The organism is Microbacterium trichothecenolyticum, from assembly GCF_000956465.1.
Classification (GTDB): domain Bacteria; phylum Actinomycetota; class Actinomycetes; order Actinomycetales; family Microbacteriaceae; genus Microbacterium; species Microbacterium trichothecenolyticum.
The window spans coordinates 44,102-61,790 of the sequence record NZ_JYJA01000019.1 but is presented as its reverse complement, the minus strand read 5'-3'; the positions used below and the strand labels follow the sequence as shown (position 1 = coordinate 61,790).

General features: G+C 70.8%; 13 protein-coding genes and 1 tRNA gene. 3 read left to right on the top strand and 11 right to left on the bottom strand.

Features of this window, described 5'->3' with window-relative positions:
• Nucleotides 1-535: 535 nt before the first annotated feature.
• A tRNA-Ser gene (locus RS82_RS01640) sits at nt 536-626 on the bottom strand.
• A 55-nt stretch (nt 627-681) separates the two neighbouring features.
• Nucleotides 682-1,539: an LLM class F420-dependent oxidoreductase gene (locus RS82_RS01635; RefSeq protein WP_045296472.1), complete on the bottom strand. Its 858-nt coding sequence runs from the start codon at nt 1,537-1,539 to the stop codon at nt 682-684.
• A 262-nt stretch (nt 1,540-1,801) separates the two neighbouring features.
• Here RS82_RS01635 and RS82_RS01630 point away from each other — a divergent pair, with 262 nt between their 5' ends.
• Both RS82_RS01630 and RS82_RS01625 read left to right on the top strand, forming a co-directional pair.
• A complete protein-coding gene (locus tag RS82_RS01630) occupies nt 1,802-3,163 on the top strand; it encodes an MFS transporter (RefSeq protein WP_045296478.1) in 1,362 nt (453 codons plus the stop codon).
• Nucleotides 3,164-3,215: 52 nt separating this feature from the next.
• Complete coding sequence (locus RS82_RS01625) at nt 3,216-4,169, top strand: L-lactate dehydrogenase (protein WP_045296471.1); 954 nt, start codon at nt 3,216-3,218, stop codon at nt 4,167-4,169.
• A gap of 162 nt (nt 4,170-4,331) precedes the next feature.
• Here RS82_RS01625 and RS82_RS01620 read toward each other — a convergent pair whose 3' ends face one another.
• The 6 genes from RS82_RS01620 to RS82_RS01595 form a co-directional block, all read right to left on the bottom strand.
• Entirely contained in the window at nt 4,332-5,930 is a 1,599-nt protein-coding gene (locus tag RS82_RS01620; protein WP_045296470.1) for an APC family permease, read from the bottom strand.
• Between the two features lie 191 nt (nt 5,931-6,121).
• Nucleotides 6,122-6,766, bottom strand: a complete 645-nt coding sequence (locus RS82_RS01615) for a TetR/AcrR family transcriptional regulator (RefSeq protein ID WP_045296469.1) — start codon at nt 6,764-6,766, stop codon at nt 6,122-6,124.
• A gap of 44 nt (nt 6,767-6,810) precedes the next feature.
• Entirely contained in the window at nt 6,811-8,493 is a 1,683-nt protein-coding gene (locus tag RS82_RS01610) for an allophanate hydrolase (RefSeq protein WP_045296468.1), read from the bottom strand.
• On the bottom strand, nt 8,490-12,185 hold the full coding sequence (gene uca, locus RS82_RS01605) for an urea carboxylase (RefSeq protein WP_045296466.1): 3,696 nt from the start codon (nt 12,183-12,185) through the stop codon (nt 8,490-8,492). Before uca ends, RS82_RS01610 begins: the two co-directional genes overlap by 4 nt.
• On the bottom strand, nt 12,182-12,916 hold the full coding sequence (locus RS82_RS01600) for an urea amidolyase associated protein UAAP2 (RefSeq protein ID WP_045296464.1): 735 nt from the start codon (nt 12,914-12,916) through the stop codon (nt 12,182-12,184). The genes uca and RS82_RS01600 overlap by 4 nt, the downstream gene beginning before the upstream one ends.
• The gene (locus RS82_RS01595; protein ID WP_045296463.1) at nt 12,913-13,749 is read right to left on the bottom strand and encodes an urea amidolyase associated protein UAAP1; all 837 of its coding nucleotides are present in this window, start codon (nt 13,747-13,749) and stop codon (nt 12,913-12,915) included. Before RS82_RS01595 ends, RS82_RS01600 begins: the two co-directional genes overlap by 4 nt.
• Nucleotides 13,750-13,942: 193 nt before the next feature.
• Between RS82_RS01595 and radA the strand changes: the two genes are divergently transcribed.
• Nucleotides 13,943-15,313 (top strand): DNA repair protein RadA, encoded by a 1,371-nt coding sequence (radA, locus tag RS82_RS01590; RefSeq protein WP_045296462.1) that lies wholly within the window; start codon nt 13,943-13,945, stop codon nt 15,311-15,313.
• 321 nt (nt 15,314-15,634) lie between these two features.
• Here radA and RS82_RS01585 read toward each other — a convergent pair whose 3' ends face one another.
• The 3 genes from RS82_RS01585 to RS82_RS01575 are packed head-to-tail and all read right to left on the bottom strand — an operon-like array spanning nt 15,635 to nt 17,597.
• Nucleotides 15,635-16,045: a hypothetical protein gene (locus RS82_RS01585; RefSeq protein WP_045296460.1), complete on the bottom strand. Its 411-nt coding sequence runs from the start codon at nt 16,043-16,045 to the stop codon at nt 15,635-15,637.
• Between the two features lie 52 nt (nt 16,046-16,097).
• Complete coding sequence (locus RS82_RS01580; protein WP_045296459.1) at nt 16,098-16,814, bottom strand: FadR/GntR family transcriptional regulator; 717 nt, start codon at nt 16,812-16,814, stop codon at nt 16,098-16,100.
• Between the two features lie 9 nt (nt 16,815-16,823).
• Entirely contained in the window at nt 16,824-17,597 is a 774-nt protein-coding gene (locus RS82_RS01575; RefSeq protein WP_045296458.1) for a 3-oxoacyl-ACP reductase, read from the bottom strand.
• Nucleotides 17,598-17,689: the final 92 nt, after the last annotated feature.

Genomic DNA, 17,689 nt, shown 5'->3' with positions numbered 1-17,689 from the left:
CCCCCACCGGGAAAAACGGTAAAAGGCAGCGAGTTCAACCATGACCAAAAACGAATATCAAACTGACATCCATGAATTGATCCAAAAAAGACCCCCACCAACCAAAAAATGGTCGACAGAGAAAAAAATTGGCATTTGACAAGTGCACGCTGTTGAGTTCTCAAAGATCGGACGCACCAACGATCCGGCTTCACAGCCATCACCGCAGGGCAACTTCACTATCTTATCCCACCGAAGCCATCCGTCAGACCGACCGGGCGCTTCGAGTGAAAGACCCATCGTCCAGCACGCGGAGCGTCTTGGAGGTGATGGGGTGGTTCGCTACTTGAGGGGAGCCAGACCCTGAGGCCTTTCGCTCTACCCTTTGGGGCGAACAAGAAGACTCTACCCCGCGATGGCGCTTTCGTCCAAATCGACGCCCTGCGCGACTGCGTGGCCGGCGCGGAGGCTCGGCGGAACGTCCCGATCACGTCGCGATCGAATCTGCCCCGAACGCAGATCAGCCCTGCACGAGGCAGGGCTGATCTGGTGAAGATGGCGGTGACGGTGGGATTTGAACCCACGGTAGGGGGTTACCCTACACAACTTTTCGAGAGTTGCACCTTCGGCCGCTCGGACACGTCACCGCCGACAAGCTTACGACACGTCGGCGGATGCTGCGAATCGAGCCTTCGCGCGGCCTCAGCCCAGCTCGATCGCGCCGCGGATGACGTCCACCACGCGCTCCGGCTCGTCGATCCCGACCGCGAACACGTAGGTCGCGGTGAACCCGACGCCCGCCAACGACTCGGCGATACCCGCGAGATCCGCCGCGGTCGACTCCGGCGTGATCGCAACCATCGCGGTCTTCTCGATGTCGTCGTAGTCGCGTCCGACGGCGTCGCAGTGTCCGCGGAGCACGTCGAGCTTGTGCGTCGGCAGCTCGTCGCGCACGCCCAGGTTGCAGGCATCCGCGTACTGGGCCACGAGCCGCAGGGTCTTCTTCTCGCCCCCGCCGCCGATCATCAGATACGGATGCGGCCGGCTGATGCTCTGCGGCGAGTTCAGCGTGCGCTCGAGCTGCCAGATGGCGCCGTCGTAGGGCTCCTCCGAGTCCGACCACATCTGCAGGCAGATCTGCAGCGTCTCCTCGAGCTCGCGGAAGCGCTGCGCCACGGGCGGGAACGGCAGGCCGAGCCCGCGGCACTCCTCCTCGTTCCACGCGGCGCCGATGCCGAGGCCCACGCGACCGCCTGACAGCACGTCGAGCGTCGTGACCTGCTTGGCCAGCAGCGACGGATGCCGGTAGATCACACCGGTGACCAGCGCATGCAGCATCGCCTTCTCGGTGTGCGCCGCGATGAACCCGAGCGTCGCGTAGGCCTCGAGCATCTCGTGCTCCACCGGACCGAGACCGGGCAGCTGCCAGAAGTGGTCCATGACCGTGATGCGACGGATCCCGGCGTCCTCGGCATTGCGCACATGCCGGGCGAGCGCCGGGCCGAGCTGAGCGGCGCCGCTGCGCCAGGTGAAGTCAGCGATGTGGATTCCGAAGTCCATCGGCATCTCCCGTGTCCGACGACCGGACCGGCCGCACCGTCAGGTTAGTGGCCGCGCTGGCGCCCGAGGGCCGCGGACGGGCGATCCGCTCCGACATGTCAGCCGGGCTCGCACAGGGCCGGGTCTCCCGAAAGTCGTCTGCAGAGGGCCGGTCGACCTGTCGAGAACGGATGCGGCGGCCTCGGGGTGACCGCGCGGGTCTAACGTGGGGACCGTGACCGACGAGCACCACACCCAGGCGCCGGCATCCGTCACGGGCCGCATGGCCACAACTCAGAGGTACGTGCTCTGGATCGCGGTGCTCGCGTCGTTCGTGGCCTTCCTCGACGGCACGATCGTGAATGTCGCCCTGCCGGCGATCAGCGACGAGCTCGGTGGCGGCATCACCACGCAGCAGTGGGTGGTCGACGCCTACCTCATCACGCTCGGCGCGCTCATCCTCGTCGCAGGATCGGTGAGCGACGCGTACGGGCGCGTGCTGGTGCTGCGGATCGGGCTCATCGGATTCGGAGTCGCCTCCCTGGCGATCGCCGCCGCCCCGACGGCGGAGTTCCTCATCGTCGCGCGCGGGTTTCAGGGGGCGGCCGGTGCGTTCCTCGTGCCGAGCTCGCTGGCGCTGATCACATCGAACTTCACAGGCTCCGCCCAGAGCCGTGCCATCGGCATCTGGACGGCGATGACGACCTCGGCGATGATCGTCGGCCCGCTGATCGGCGGCATCCTGGTCGACTTCGTGTCGTGGCGCTGGGCGTTCCTCATCAATGTCGTGCCGATCGGCGTCACGCTCATGATGCTGGCGCGCGGCGGCTTCCACGACACCCGGCATCCCGATTCGTCCATCGACTGGATCGGCGCGGCCCTGTGCACCTTCGGTCTCGGCGGCATGGTCTACGCCCTCATCGAGCAGCCCGACCGGGGCTGGGGGTCCCCCGCGATCTGGGTGCCGCTCGTCCTCGGCGCGGTGCTGTTCCTCGCGTTCGTGCTGCGCCAGCGCACGGTGCGGCATCCGATCCTCCCGCTCGACCTGTTCCGCGTGCGCAACTTCTGGACCGGCAACGTCGCGACCACGTTCATCTATGGGGCGCTGGCGCTGAACGGACTCGTCGTGGTGGTGTACCTGCAGGAGGGCGCCGGCCTCTCCGCCACTCTCGCGGGGCTGGCGAGCCTTCCCATGACGATCCTGATGATCCTCTTCAGCTCGCGGGTCGGGGCGCTCAGCGGGAGGTGGGGTCCGCGGTTCTTCATGACCGTCGGCCCGATCACGATGGGGATCGGCGCGCTGCTCCTGCTCACCGTCGGCACGGACTTCTCGTACTGGTGGCAGGTGCTGCCGAGCATGATCGTGATGGGAGCGGGCCTCGCGCTCACGGTCGCACCGCTCACCTCGGCGATCCTCGGCGCGATCGAGCCCGAACGCTCGGGCATCGCCTCTGCGGTGAACAACGCGGTCGCGCGCGTCGCGGGGCTCATCGCCATCGCCCTGCTCGCCACCATCGTCGGCGGCGCGCTCGACCTCGACGGCTTCCACCGGTCGGCCATCGTCACGGCGGTGCTCATGATCGCCGGCGGGATCACATCGTTCTTCGGGATCCGCAATCCCGAGCGCTCACCCGACGAGGCATAGACCCGGCGATCCACGCTGGCCTGAGGCACTGGCACACTGCAAGACTGGCCGCATGGCCGTCATCGAGAACTCGAAAGTCACCATCGTCGGAGCCGGCAGCGTCGGCTCGAGCGCCGCATATGCCGCGCTCATCCGCGGTTCCGCCCGCCACGTCGCCCTCTACGACATCGCCACGCAGAAGGTCGAGGCCGAGGTGCTCGACCTCGCACACGGCACGCAGTTCACGGGCACGAGCGACATCATCGGCGGCAGCGATCTGTCGGTGGTCGAGGGCTCGCACGTCGTCGTGATCACAGCGGGCGCCAAGCAGAACCCGGGCCAGACGCGCATCGAGCTCGCCGGCGTGAACGCCGGGATCATGAAGACGATGATGCCGCAGCTCTTGAGCGTCGCGCCCGACGCCGTCTACGTCATCGTCACGAACCCCTGCGACGTGCTCACGGTCCTCGCGCAGGAGGAGACCGGTCTGCCGCCCGAGCGCATCTTCGCGTCGGGCACCGTGCTCGACACGTCGCGTCTGCGGTGGAAGCTCGCCGAGCGCGCGGGAGTCTCGACTTCGAGCGTGCACGCCTACATCGTCGGCGAGCACGGCGACACCGAGTTCCCGCTGTGGTCGAAGGCGACGATCGGCACCGTCCCGATCCTCGAGTGGGTCACGCCCGCGGGCGACCGCATGTCCGTCGAAGAGCTCGACCAGATCGCCATCGACGTGCGCGACGCCGCCTACAAGGTGATCCAGGGCAAGGGGGCGACGAACTACGCGATCGGCCTGTCGAGCGCGCGCATCATCGAGGCGATCCTGAACGACGAGCGCGCGGTCATGCCGGTCTCGCCGGTGCTGCGCGACTTCCACGGCGTCGACGGCGTGGCGCTGTCGGTGCCCTCCGTCGTGAGCGCGGCCGGTGCCGTGCCGATCCGTGAGACGCAGTTCGACCACCAGGAGCTCGAACTGTTCCACGCCTCCGCCGACGCACTGAAGCAGGTGGCAGACTCGCTGCGCGGCTGAGCTCTCACTCGGTCGCGGAGGGCGACCGCCGCCCGCGGGCGGAACCGTGCTCCCGTGAGGAGTCCGATGTCCGCCCGCGAGCCGTCGCGAGGAGACTGGCCATGACGGCTGCCCCCAGTGACAGGATCACGAACAGGAGCGGCCACACGTCCGACGGCTCGGTCACGAGACTCCGTGGCTCTCGGCGCGGGCGGTGGTGGCCCGAGCATGCGCCGTGATGGGGATCGGCGCGAGCACGATCGGGCCGTGTGCGCGCCGGCGCCACCAGAGGTAAGCGCCACCGATCGCGAGGCTGAGGCCGATCGTGATGAGCGCGCTCCACTGCAGCAGCGGCGAGTCGCCCTCGAGGTCGTAGATCTCGGGCCGCGGCCACACGAGGTTCACGATCATCGCGATCTGGAACGCGACGGCGACGGCGTTCACCACGACACCCCAGCGGTCGAGGGTGAACAACGGCTTGCCGTCCTCGTCGACGCCCGAGGGCAGACCTCCGGTACGGCGCTGACGGATGCGGGCGACCAGCAGCGGTGCGGTCACGCCGAGATACGCGATGTAGATCATCGCGATTCCGATGCTCGAGAGCGCCGTGAACAGCGCGGGCTGGCCGAAGTTCACGGCGAGCGCGATGGCGGCGCCCACCCCCACCACCACCGATGCCGTGATCGGCGTGCCGGTGCGCGGCGAGACCCGACCGATCGCGCGGTGGAACGGCAGGGCGCGCTCGCGCGACATCGAGAACATCATGCGCGCTCCGGCGGTCTGCACGGCGAGGGTGCACGCGAACACCGCGACCGCGACGGTGCACAGCATGAGGCGTCCGCCCGTGTCGCCGAGGACGGCGGTGATGACGTACGAGAGTCCGTAGGTCGCGAGGTTGCCGTCGGTGAGGCTGGGAGCGGCGAGCAGTGCGCCGACGATGAGCAGCGCGCCGCCGAGGCCCGAGAACACCAGCGCGCGCAGGATCGTCCGGGGCGTGGTGCGGCGCGGATTGTGGGTCTCTTCGGCCAGCTCGCTCGCCGAGTCGAAGCCGACCAGCACGTACGCGGCCATGAGCGACGACGCGAGCCACGCGAACAGGTACGGCTCGGTGCCGACGCGCCCCTCGGTGGTGAGGAGGATCGACGGGTCGCGCTGCGGCAGCAGGAACAGGATCGCGATGAGCACGATCGCGCCGATGATCTCGACGACGACACCGAACGACGTGATCCGCGCCATGAGCCGCACGCTGAGGATGTTCACCGTGGTGGTCGCGGTGAGCATGATGAGGCCGAGCACGATGGCGTTCGCTGCACCGGTCGGAGACGCGATCGATGGATCGGCGCCCGGGCCGCCGACGATCTGGAAGCCGTCCCAGATCGCCGGGAGCACCGCCTGCACGGCGATCGCCGCGACGGCGACGGTGATGATCTGGCCGATCACCATCGTCCAGCCCGCCATCCAGCCGAAGACGGTGCCGGCCAGGCGGCTGGACCAGTGGAAGATCGCACCCGAGATCGGCCACCGCGCCGAGAGCTGAGCGAAGTTGAGGGCGACCATCAGCTGACCGAGGAACACGGCGGGCCAGGTCCAGAAGAAGGCGGCCCCCCCGAGCCCGAAGCCGAGCGCGAAGAGCTGGAAGACGGTCGTGAGGATCGAGACGAACGAGAAGCCGGCAGCGAAAGACGAGAACGAGCCCACCCCGCGGTGGAGCTCCTGCGTGTAACCGTGGTCGGTGTCGGCACCGGAGTCGTGCAGCGAGGATCGGCGAGCGGTCAATGCCATGGCGGGCCCTTTCGGAGGTGGCGTGCTGATACGGCCGGACAGGCGATGGAGCCCGATACCTGTCAATCGATAGTTATCGTTTGCATCGAGTGTGAAGGCCCGCGATTCCACACCGATTGCCGCCCCGTTTCAGGCGTGTAACAGTGTTCCGGCCGCGGTCGGACGCGCGCCGCAGAGCCCTCGGAACGGGCTCAGCGACCGGTGGCGGCGGCGATCGCGGCGTCGTCGAGGCCGCACAGCCGCAGGCAGGCGTCGGCGATGCGGACGGCGTCGATCATCTCGCCGTCGCGACGCAGCGGGATCACGATCTCGACGAGATGAATGATCGCGGCGCCCAGTTCGGCGAGCGTCCAGGTGGCGCGAAGCGCGTCGGTCGCCGCATCCATCGCGAATGCGCCGTAGGCGTCACGCAGCTCGCGCCGCGACGCACGGAAGCCGTCGAAACGGTCGCGGTTCGCCTCGGGCAGCAGATAGAGCGTGCCGATGTTGTGCGGTGCGGCGGCCAGAGTCTCGACGTCGCGGACGGCCAGCGTGTGCAGCGCGGCAGCGGAGGCGAGCGACGGATCCTCGCGCAGCGTCTTCGCGAACTCGACGCTGGGACGCACGGTGCGCTCGAGCAGTTCGACGAGGATGTCGTCCTTGCCGGCGAAGTGATAGTAGAGGGACGCCTGACGGATGCCTATCCTCTCGGCGATCGCACGGGTCGTGGTGGCGGCGAACCCGTTCTCGACGAACAGCGCGGCGGCGGCATCGAGGATCTCGTCGCGAGGTGCCAGTTGGGTGGAGCCGGCGGTGGCCCGGGGCCGGCCCACGCGGGCTCGGGGCGTCGTGCTCATACCGGCATCCTCGCACGATCGCGCGAGGATGCCCGTCGAGCGGATCACGCCCTGGCGAGGTGGGCGCGCCAGCCGCCGAGTGCCGAGATATCGGTGGCACCCTCGAGCGCAGCGGGCGTGGCGAGGAAGCCGGCGACCCTCGTGCCGTCGTGGAGCAGCACCGAGCCGATCGCGAGCGGCAGGGGCACGGCATCCACCACCGCCGCGAATCCGGCCGCGGGAAGGTCCCACACCTCGCCCACGATCGACGTGCCGCCCGCGCCGATGTGCACGAGGCCGGGCTTCGCGGGCGTGGTGGCCAGCGCGTGGAACGCGTACTCGGCGGCGGTGGACGCTGCGCCGATCAGGCGGCCGCCGGCGGCGACGAGCTGACTGTTGAGCGGCTGGCCGCTGAGGTGCGCGCCCACCACGAACAGGCGCCGCGGCGCCGCCGCGATGCGCTGCGCGATCTGCGCGAGCACGCGATCGGTGAATGCGGGTCCGGTCAGCATGATGCCGAACGACAGGCCGTCGACGACGCCGGCGGGGACCGCGAGCGAGGCCATGTCGAGCAGGTTCGCGAAGTTCGTGAAGCGCCCCATGCGCGAGTTCGCGCCCACCGGATCAGCCGCGACCTCGGCGAGCGTCGGGTGCCAGGTCGTCGTCGGGGTGAGCAGCGCGACGCAGCCGTCGAGCGCCTCTGCCCCGCGCAGGCGCAGCGCGTCGAGCCGCTCGAAGTCGTCGAACAGCTCGTGCGCCGCCGGCGCCGCGCCGGCGAGGATGATGCCCGCGACCGTCTCGTCGAGGTCCGCGCCGATCAGCTCGCGGTGAGCCGCGATGTGCGCGCCGACGGCGCTGTACCGCTCGGCGACGAACGCGCCGTCGTACAGCAGCCGCGCCGCATCCAGCAGCGCCGAGATGTCGCGCTCGACGACCTCGAACCCCGCGGACCGCGCCACCTCCGTGGCGGCGACGAAGGCTTCACGCCAGCCGTCCGCGAGGCCCTCGAGCTGGGTCGGCAGGGGCACGGCGAGCCGTGCGCGCGCGGGCAGCGCCGCGTGCGCAGCATCCGTCCTCGCCAGCGGATCCCGCCCGTCGACACCGGTCATCATCTCGACCGCCGACCTCGCGAGGTCGAGGTCGCGGGCGAACACCGTCACCACGTCCTGCGTGCGGCACGCGGGCACGACGCCGGTCGTGGGCACCAGCCCCTTGGTCGGCTTGACGCCGACGATGCCGTTGAGCGCCGCCGGGACGCGGCCCGAGCCGGCGGTGTCGGTGCCGAGCGCGAGGTCGACGATGCCGAGGGCTACCGCGACGCCCGAGCCCGACGACGAGCCGCCGGAGATGCGCGTCGGATCCCATGCGTTGCGCACGGCTCCGAACGGTGAGCGCGTGCCGACGAGTCCCGTCGCGAACTGGTCCAGGTTCGCCTTGCCGACCACGATCGCACCCGCGGCGCGGAGGCGGGCGACCGCGGTCGCGTCGACGACGGGTTCGTAGGCGAAGGATGCCGCTCCCGCCGTCGTCTGGAGTCCGGCGACGTCGATGTTGTCCTTGACCGCGACGGTGAGGCCGGCCAGCGGCAGGTCGTCACCGGCCGCGACGCGCGCGTCGACGTCGGCGGCTTCCGCGACCAGATCGGCCGCGGGCCGCAGCGAGATCCAGATCTCGGGTCGGTCGACCTCGGCGATCCGGGCGAGGGAGCGCTCGACGGCGGCGCGGGCGGTCGGCTGGCGGCGGGTCATGCGTGTGCTCCGATCGCGGCGAGGATCTGACCCGGGACGACCTGCTCTCCGGGTGAGGCGTACAGCTCGAGCACTCGGCCCGCGCGCGGAGCGACGACCTTGGACTCCATCTTCATGGCCTCGACCGACAGGATCGGATCGCCCGCGGCGACCGCACTGCCGACGTCGACCGACAGCTGCCACACCGTCGAGGCGAACGGCGCGTACACCGGCTCGGCACCGTCGGGGATCGTGATCTCGGCGGGAGCCGGCGGTGCGGGCGGCTCGTCCGAGCGCTCGAACTCGCCCGCGAGGCGCCAGCGCTCCCGCTCCTCGGCGAACGCCGCGCTCTGGCGATCGCGGAACTGCGAGATCGAGGCGGCGTTGTCGTCGAGGAACCGCGAGTACTCGGCGATCGAGAAGGTGCCGTCGACGGTCTCGTACTCGCCGCGGCCGGCGTCGGTCTCGGCGCGCAGCTCGAGCAGCTCCTCGGCCGAGACCGGGTACCACTCGATGCGGTCGAAGAAGCGCAGCGCCCACGGGTTCTCCTGGAACAGCCCGCCGCGGCGGAAGCGGTTCCAGATCTGCACGGTGCGGCCGACGAACTGGTAGCCGCCCGGGCCCTCCATGCCGTAGATGCACATGTACGCGCCGCCGATGCCGACGGAGTTCTCGGCGGTCCAGGTGCGGGCGGGGTTGTACTTGGTCGTGACGAGCCGGTGGCGCGGGTCGAGGGGGGTCGCCACCGGGGCGCCGAGGTACACGTCGCCGAGTCCCAGCACGAGATAGCTCGCGTCGAACACGGTGCGGAACACGTCGTCGACCGAGTCGAGGCCGTTGATGCGGCGGATGAACTCGATGTTCCACGGGGTCCACGGGGCGTCGTTGCGGACGCCGTTCATGTACCGCTCGATCGCCAGCCGCGTCGCGGGATCGTCCCAGCTGAGTGGCAGGCGCACCGTGCGCGAGGGCACGACGAGCTCGCTCGTGGGCGGCACCTCGGCCTCCAGCTCCTGCAGGAGCGCCGCCATCTTGGACGCGGGCAGGACGTCCGGGTCGGTGTGGACCTGGAGGGAACGGATGCCGGGGGTGACGTCGACGATGCCCTTCGGGGCGTGCGCGGCCAGCGTCTCCTGCAGAGCGTGGATGCGCATGCGCAGCGCGAGGTCGAGCTGCATCGGGCCGTACTCCACGAGCACGTTGGAGTCGCCGTCGCGGCGATAGGTGACGCTCGGACCCGTCTCGGTCTCCGCGCGGCGCGCGTATACGCCGTCATCGCCGTCGCGGCGATAGGTGACGCTCGGACCCGTCTCGGTCTCCGCGCGGCGCGCGTATACGCCGTCATCGCCGTCGCCGCCCGCAGTGAGGAGCGTCGGGGCGGCGCGCCGCGTGATGAGCGACGGCGCCTCGGCCTCGAGGACCGGCACGAACCGCACGCGGTCGCCGGGGCGCAACTGTCCCACCTTCCAGAGCTCGCCGCTCGCCACCACGGCCGGGCACACGAATCCGCCCAGCGACGGGCCGTCGGGCCCGAGGATGATCGGGGTGTCACCGGTGAAGTCGATCGCGCCCACGGCATACGGGGTGTCGTGGATGTTCGACGGATGCAGCCCCGCCTCTCCCCCGTCGGGCCGGGCCCAGCGCGGCTTCGGCCCGATGAGCCGCACGCCGGTGCGCGCCGAGTTCAGGTGCACCTCGTAGTCGGTGGCGTAGAACGCATCGAGGTCGTCGCGGGTGAAGAACTCGGGCGCGGCGTGCGGACCCTCGGTCACACCGATGGTCCACGCGTCGGTGAGCGCCGGGCGGCGGTCGGCCGGGGTCTCGTCGCCGAGCTCGGCGTCGACCACCGGCGCCTCGACGCCGCCCAGGCGCAGCACGTCGCCGGCCAGGAGCGCCCGGCCGCCGTGGCCACCGAAGCCGCCGAGCGTGAAGGTCGACGCGCTGCCGAGGTAGGCCGGCACGTCGAGACCGCCGCGCAGGGCGACATAGGTCCGAAGCCCCGGGCCGCTCGCGGGCCCGATCGCCAGCGTCGCACCGGCAGGCACACGCACCGGCTCCCACAGCGGCACGCGCTCGCCGTCGACCGTGACCGCGGCGGGAGCGCCGGTGACGGCGACGACCGCGGCGTGCGAGAACCGCAGGGTCGGCCCGGTGAGCGTGATCTCGAGCGCGGGTGCGCCTTCGGGGTTGCCGACGGCGAGGTTCGCCTCGGAGAACGACACGCGGTCGAACGGGCCGCTCGGCGGTACGCCGATCTGCCAGTACCCGACGCGACCGGGAAGGTCCTGCACGGTGGTCATCGCACCGGGCGCGATGACGTCGATGCGCGGATCGGGATCCTCGGTGACGTCGAGGGTGGAGGTGCTGTGGGTCGCGTCGACAAGCGCGGGTGTCTCGGCGAGCGCGCGCAGCATCCCGAGGTTCGTGACGATGCCGTCGACGCGGCTGGCGTCGAGCGCATGGCCGAGCAGCTCGAGCGCCGCGGGCCGGTCGCCGGCGTGCGCGATCACCTTCGCGAGCATGGGGTCGTAAGACGCCGTGACCTCGGTGCCGTCCTCGACCCAGCCGTCGATCCGCACCCCGGCGATCGCCTCCGCACCCTGGCCGGGGAACGCGGCACGCGTCACGAGACCCGTCGAGGGCAGCGAGCTCTTGCCCGGGTCCTCGGCGTACACGCGCGCTTCGACGGCGAATCCCCGCGGCATCCATTCCCGCGTGAACACGTCTTCGGCAAGCCCCGATGCACCGTCGCGGGCGAGGGTGAGCATCATCGCGACCAGGTCGACCCCGAACACCTCCTCGGTGACGGGATGCTCGACCTGCAGGCGCGTGTTCACCTCGAGGAACGACGCCTCCTCACGCACCGGGTCGTACACGAACTCGACGGTGCCGGCACTCCGATAGGAGACGGATGCTGCGAGCTCACGCGCCGATCGGTGCAGCAGGTCGCGCACGTGGGCGGGCAGGGCGGGCGCGGGCGCCTCTTCGATGACCTTCTGGTTGCGGCGCTGGAGCGAGCAGTCGCGGTCGCCGAACACCGCGACGCGGCCCTCGCCGTCGCCGAACAGCTGCACCTCGACGTGACGGGCGGGGCGCACGAAGCGCTCGAGGAAGATGCCCGTAGACCCGAAGTTCGCCGCGGCGAGCGCCGCGACCCGGGCGAAGGCGTCGCGCACCTCGGTGGCGCTGAAGCACGCCTGCATGCCGATGCCACCACCACCGCCGGTGGCCTTCACCATGACGGGGTAGCCGATCGCGTCGGCGGCCGCGACGGCCTCGTCGGCGTCGGCGAGCAGGCCCGTGCCGTGGAGCATGGGCACCCCCGCGCGCTGCGCGAGCTCACGGGCCGTGTGCTTCTCGCCGAACGCGGCGATGTGGTCTGCCGAAGGCCCGACGAACCCGATGCCCGCCCCCTCGACGGCCGCCGCGAACGCGAGGTTCTCGGACAGGAACCCGTAGCCGGGGTGGATGAGCCCGGCGCCGGCGTTGAGCGCCGCCTCGAGCACGGCGTCGGCGCGGAGGTACGACTCCTTGGGCGCGGCCGGGCCGAGGCGCACCGCCTCGTCGGCCTCGCGCACGTGCGGCGCGGCGCGATCGGCGTCGGAGTACACGGCGACGGTGCGCATGCCGAGGTCGCGGGCCGAGCGGATGACGCGCCGCGCGATCTCGCCGCGGTTGGCGATCAGGACGGTGTCGCGCGAGAGAGCGGTCATCGGGAGGCCTCCTCGGTGCCGGCCGCCTCGCGCGGCTCGACCGTGATCACGCGCAGCGGCGTGGGGTTGAAGTCGTTGCAGGGGTTGTTCATCTGCGGGCAGTTCGACACGATCACGAGAACGTCGCGCTCGGCGCGCAGCGCAACGCGTTTGCCGGGGGCGCTCATGCCGTCGACGATGCCGAGGCTGCCGTCGGCCTCGACGGGGACGTTCATGAACCAGTTGATGTTCGAGACGAGGTCGCGCGCGCCGAGCCCGTGCACCGCCGCCTCGGTGAGGAAGTTCTCGCGGCACGCGTGCTGGAACGCGACGTGGTGCCCGTAGCGCAGCGTGTTGGACTCCTTGGAGCACGCTCCCCCGATGGTGTCCTGACGGTCGATCTCGTTCACCACGACGGTCATGAGCGGCAGCGACTCGTTCGAGAGCAGCACCGACCCCTCGCGCAGGTAGGCGTTGCCCTGCGCGACGAGGGTGTCGGGCGCGCTGTAGCGGTGCGCCGTGTCGTGGGCGTCGTACACGAGGAAGTCCGCTGACTGGTTGCCGCCGACGTCGACGATGGTGAGCACATTGCCGGCGGCGACGACGGCCGACCACGACGCGTTGGACACGATGCGCTCGTCCGCGACGACGCGGCCGGGGACGGCACTCGAACTCCAGTCCAGCAGCGAGTCGGGAGCGGCGACGGCGCCGACGGGCACCGCGCTTTCGAAGGGGGTTGCGACGAGGGTCATGCGCGGGCCTCCGCGTAGTCGAGGGTGTTCAGGTAGGCACGGCGCGACTCGGGCGAGGCGTCGAATCGCGGGCTGCCGGGCAGCGTCGGCGAGCCGCGCCACGCGTGCACGCGCAGCGGGCCGCTGCGGTAGCCGGGCGCCGGATCGGCGGGATGCATGACGTTCGCTATGAGCACGATGAGCGGCAGTTCGGCCACGAGCGTGACCGAGGTGCCGGGTCCGGCTGACCCGAGCCACTCGATCGCACCGTCCGGTCCGACCCTCACGCCCTGGAAGAACGAGATGCTCGGCGGCAGGTCGCGCGGGGCGAGGCCGTGCTTCGCGGCCGCCTTGAGGAACAGCGCACGGCCTGACGGCGCCGGGCCCTCCGGACGTGCATCGCCGAACCGCGCCAGGTTCGCAGCATCCGTCGACGTTCCGAACAGTGCGTCATGCCGCCCCGAGGTGTCGGCGACGATCGTGGCGAGCGCACGGCCGTCGCCTGAGAGCAGGGGATGCCCCGCCCCGAGGTAGGCCTGCCACGGGATCTTGACGGTGTCGGCGACGTTCAGGCGTTCCCACGGCTCGTCGGCATTGAACAGCAGCACGTGCGCGTTGGCGTCGCCGGCCGGGTCGTCAAGACGCAGGTGGGTGCCCCGGGCGATCACGCGGTGGGTGTAGCCGCCAGGTGCGACCGTCTCGGCCCACGTGAGCGTGGCCGGGTCGACGCCGGCGGGGACATAGGGAGAGGAGGATGCCGGCAGGTAGGGCATGAAGTCGCTGGTCAGGCCGGTCTGCGCGCGGGCATCGGCGCGGGCGTTGCCGACGGTGTCGGTGACGTGGAGTGTGGTCATTCCCGGGGCTCCTACCTATATCTGTCGAACGACAGGTATTCGAAGTATGGGGCGGCCCCGTGTCGGCGCGATTGTGCCCTCGTTTCGCCCGTGTAACGGATCCGGGCGACGGATGCTGCGACAGCTCGCTTTCGTCCCGCGCGGCTCAGCGGGGCTCGCCGGCGATGTCGCGGGGCGGACGTAGGCTCATCGCATGCCCGCCGCCCGACGCCCGACGCAGACCGCCCCCTATCGGTGCACCGAGTGCGGCTGGACCACGCTCAAGTGGGTCGGGCGCTGTGGCGAGTGCCAGCAGTGGGGCACCGTGGTCGAGGCCGCCGAACAGACCGGCATCCTCCGGTCGGTCACGCCGGTGTCTCCCGGGACGGGGCGCGCGGCGCAGCCGATCACCCGCATCGACACCTCCGACGCCCCGCGGCGCACCTCCGGCGTGGGCGAGTTCGACCGCGTGCTCGGCGGCGGGCTCGTGCCCGGGGCCGCCATCCTCCTCTCGGGCGAACCGGGCGTCGGCAAGTCGACGCTGCTGCTCGAGGTCGCCGCACGGTCGGCGCAGGCCGGGCGCCGCGTGCTCTACGCGAGCGCCGAGGAATCGACGGCACAGGTGCGGCTGCGCGCCGAACGCACCGGCGCTCTCCACGACGAGCTGTACCTCGCGAGCGAGACCGACCTGGCGACGATCCTCGGCCACGTCGACGACGTGACGCCCGACCTCCTCATCGTCGACTCGGTGCAGACGGTGTCGTCGGCACTGTCCGAGGGCATGGCCGGGCATCCGTCGCAGGTGCGCGAGGTCGCCGCGACGCTCATCCGCGTCGCGAAGGACCGCGGGCTGCCGACGATCATCGTGGGTCACGTGACAAAAGACGGCTCGATCGCGGGGCCTCGCATCCTCGAGCACCTGGTCGACGTGGTCTGCCAGTTCGAGGGCGACCGGCAGACGTCGCTGCGGTTCGTGCGCGCGCTCAAGAACCGCTTCGGCCCCACGGACGAGGTCGGATGCTTCGACATGACCGGCGCCGGCATCGCCGAGGTGCCCGACCCCAGCGCGCTGTTCCTCGGGCACGGCAGCACCGAGCCCGGCACGTGCGTGTCGATCGCGCTCGAGGGCCGCCGCGCGCTGCCGGTCGAGGTGCAGGCGCTCACCATCGACAGCAAGTCGGGCAACCCGCGGCGCATCGTGAACGGCGTCGATGCCGCGCGCGTCGCGACCGTGCTCGCGGTGCTCGAGAAGCGGATGCGGATCAAGACCTCCGACCAGGACGTCTACGTCTCGACGGTCGGCGGTGTGAGATTCGCCGAACCGGCGGCCGACCTCGCCATCGCGCTCGCGGTCGCCAGCGCGGTCGAGGGCTGGACGATCCCGCGGCATATCGCCGTCGTCGGCGAGCTGAGTCTGGCGGGCGAGGTGCGTCCCGTCACCCAGGCCGCACAGCGGCGCAGCGAAGGAGCCCGCCTCGGCTATCGGGACGTGATCGACCACCGCTCGGGGTCGCTGGGCGGCGCCGTCAGCGACGTGCGGGCGCGCTCGAAGGGCCGCCCCGGCGAGGACATCCCCGAGTTCTGAGCAGCGGCGACGCGCTCAGCGACCGCGAGGCCGCCGGCGACGCTCCGGGTCGGCGAATCCCAGCACGATGGGGATCACGAGTCCAGCCGCGCACACGATTCCGACCAGCAGGAATTCCACCCGGCGAGTCTGCCCCGTGGTCCCGCGTCGCGCAAACCCTTCGCCCGGAGTGTCGCCGGGTCGAGGCATCCGTCCGGCGCCCCCTCTTGCCAGATCAGGAGACCTGGCGGAGACAGGAACTTTCGCGCCCGATCGTCCGGTTCTCGCCGGATCTCCTGATCTGGTCGACACGAACGTGGCCCGGGAGGCGGGACGCCGGAGTCAGGCGTCGAGTGCGGCGATGAGGTCGGTGGGCGACGCCTGCAGAGGGTGTGGTCCGGCGATGTCGAAGAAGACGGTGGTGATCTCGTCCTCGTGCGCGCCGAGGAAGGCGCGCAGCCAACTCGGCGATTGCAGCGCGACTCCCGGCGGCAGCGTCTCGGGCTTGTGTGCGGCGTCGCTGAACAGCAGCAGCGCGACGTCGCCGGTCTTCGCGTCGCGGTACGTCCAGACCTCGCCGACATCGAGTGGGTTGTCGCGGTGTCCGGGACGCATCAGCGGGACGACGGTGGGCCCGTGGCGCAGCGCGAAGGCGACCGCGGCCATGTCCTGCGTCTGGAGCGCGTCGCCGAGCTGCGTGTTGCGGAACTCGAGCGGTTCCTTCGCCTTGTTCGCGCGCTTCTTGCCTGCCACCCGTCCAGCGTAATCGCCCGCTCGCCGCCGCTCTCCCCGGACCGGGAGCGGCTCAGGCGAGGAAGCCGCGCAGCAGAGCCTCGGAACCGGCCAGGTGTTCGAGGATCGCGGCTTCCGCAGCATCCGGTCGCCCCGCGAGGATCGCGGTCACGATGCGCTCGTGCTGCACGTTGGAGTGCTCGATGTTGCGCGGCAGCAGCGGGAAGGTGTCGAGCCACTCGTTCACGCGCGCGCGGTTCTCGGCGGCGAGCGCGACGAGCGACGGGATGGCGGCGAGCTCGGCGATCGTCAGGTGGAGCAGGGTGTCGAGCCGGCGATAGTCGGATTCGGATGCCTCGGCCACGACCTCGTACCGCGCCCAGAGCTCGTCGCGGGCGGCGGCGTCGAGCGTGCGTCCGGCTGCCGCACGCGCCGCGCCCGCCTCGAGCACGCGGCGAAGCCCGAGGACGTCCTCGAGCTCGGCGGTCGTGACGTCGCGGGGGTGTGGCGGCTGCGGCAGCGGGTCGGCGACGAACGTGCCGCCGTAGCGGCCCCGGCGACGCACGAGGTAGCCGGTGTCCGCGAGCTCGCGGATCGCCTCGCGCACGGTGTCGCGACTCACCGCGTAGAGCACGGCGAGCTCCCGCTCGGATGGGAGCGACTCCCCCGGCGCGACGACACCGAGCCGGATCGTCTGCACCAGCCGCGCGACGGTGTCCTCGAGCGCGTTGCCCTCGCGCACCGGCCGGTAGACGGCCTTGCGCACCTCCTGCAGCGGGGCATCGGTCATGGCGAGACCTTACAGGGGCGTGACGTAGGCGTTGGTGATGCCGCCGTCCACCACGAACGTGCTCGCGGTAACGAACGACGCGTCGTCCGACGCGAGGAAGGCGACCGCAGCCGCGAGCTCTTCGGGTTCGGCGAAGCGGCCCATCGGGACGTGTACGAGCCGGCGCTGCGCGCGCTCGGGGTCCTTCGCGAAGAGCTCCTGCAGCAGCGGGGTGTTCACCGGCCCCGGGCACAGCGCGTTCACGCGCACGCCCTGGCGCGCGAACTGCACGCCGAGCTCGCGGGTCATGGCGAGGACGCCCCCTTTGGACGCGGTGTACGAGATCTGCGACGTCGCCGACCCGAGCAGCGCCACGAACGAGGCGGTGTTGATGATCGATCCCTTGCCCGCCGGCACCATGTGCCGCAGCGCCGCTCGCGAGCACAGGTACACGCTCTTGAGGTTGACGTCCTGCACGCGATCCCACGCCGGCAGCTCGGTCGTCTCGATCGAGTCGTCATCGGCGGGAGAGATGCCGGCGTTGTTGAAGGCGATGTCGAGGCGCCCGAGGTCCCCCGCGACCGAGTCGAACAGCATGTTGACGGATGCCTCGTCCGCGACGTCCACGAGCCGGAACAGGCCGTCCACCTCGGCGGCGGCACGCTCGCCCGTCGCGGGGTCGAGGTCGGCGATCACGACGCGTGCGCCCTCGGCGGCGAACCGCCGTGCGGTCGCGAGGCCGATGCCGGATGCCCCGCCCGTGATGACGGCCACCCGGTCCTTGAGCCGCTGGGTCAGATCCATGCTGTTCCCTTCCATTTCTGCCGTGCGCAATCCGGACTTTGCAGGATTCCGCGCCCCGGAGGCCGCGAAGTCCGGACATCGCAACGGTGGTG

Bases quoted from the DNA above. Each gene is read 5' to 3' on its own strand.
- RS82_RS01595 (WP_045296463.1), bottom strand. From the start codon at position 13,749: ATGACCACACTCCACGTCACCGACACCGTCGGCAACGCCCGCGCCGAT.
- RS82_RS01575 (WP_045296458.1), bottom strand. From the start codon at position 17,597: ATGGATCTGACCCAGCGGCTCAAGGACCGGGTGGCCGTCATCACGGGC.
- uca (WP_045296466.1), bottom strand. From the start codon at position 12,185: ATGACCGCTCTCTCGCGCGACACCGTCCTGATCGCCAACCGCGGCGAG.
- RS82_RS01610 (WP_045296468.1), bottom strand. From the start codon at position 8,493: ATGACCCGCCGCCAGCCGACCGCCCGCGCCGCCGTCGAGCGCTCCCTC.
- RS82_RS01625 (WP_045296471.1), top strand. From the start codon at position 3,216: ATGGCCGTCATCGAGAACTCGAAAGTCACCATCGTCGGAGCCGGCAGC.
- RS82_RS01615 (WP_045296469.1), bottom strand. From the start codon at position 6,766: ATGAGCACGACGCCCCGAGCCCGCGTGGGCCGGCCCCGGGCCACCGCC.
- radA (WP_045296462.1), top strand. From the start codon at position 13,943: ATGCCCGCCGCCCGACGCCCGACGCAGACCGCCCCCTATCGGTGCACC.
- RS82_RS01580 (WP_045296459.1), bottom strand. From the start codon at position 16,814: ATGACCGATGCCCCGCTGCAGGAGGTGCGCAAGGCCGTCTACCGGCCG.
- RS82_RS01630 (WP_045296478.1), top strand. From the start codon at position 1,802: ATGGCCACAACTCAGAGGTACGTGCTCTGGATCGCGGTGCTCGCGTCG.
- RS82_RS01620 (WP_045296470.1), bottom strand. From the start codon at position 5,930: ATGGCATTGACCGCTCGCCGATCCTCGCTGCACGACTCCGGTGCCGAC.
- RS82_RS01600 (WP_045296464.1), bottom strand. From the start codon at position 12,916: ATGACCCTCGTCGCAACCCCCTTCGAAAGCGCGGTGCCCGTCGGCGCC.
- RS82_RS01635 (WP_045296472.1), bottom strand. From the start codon at position 1,539: ATGGACTTCGGAATCCACATCGCTGACTTCACCTGGCGCAGCGGCGCC.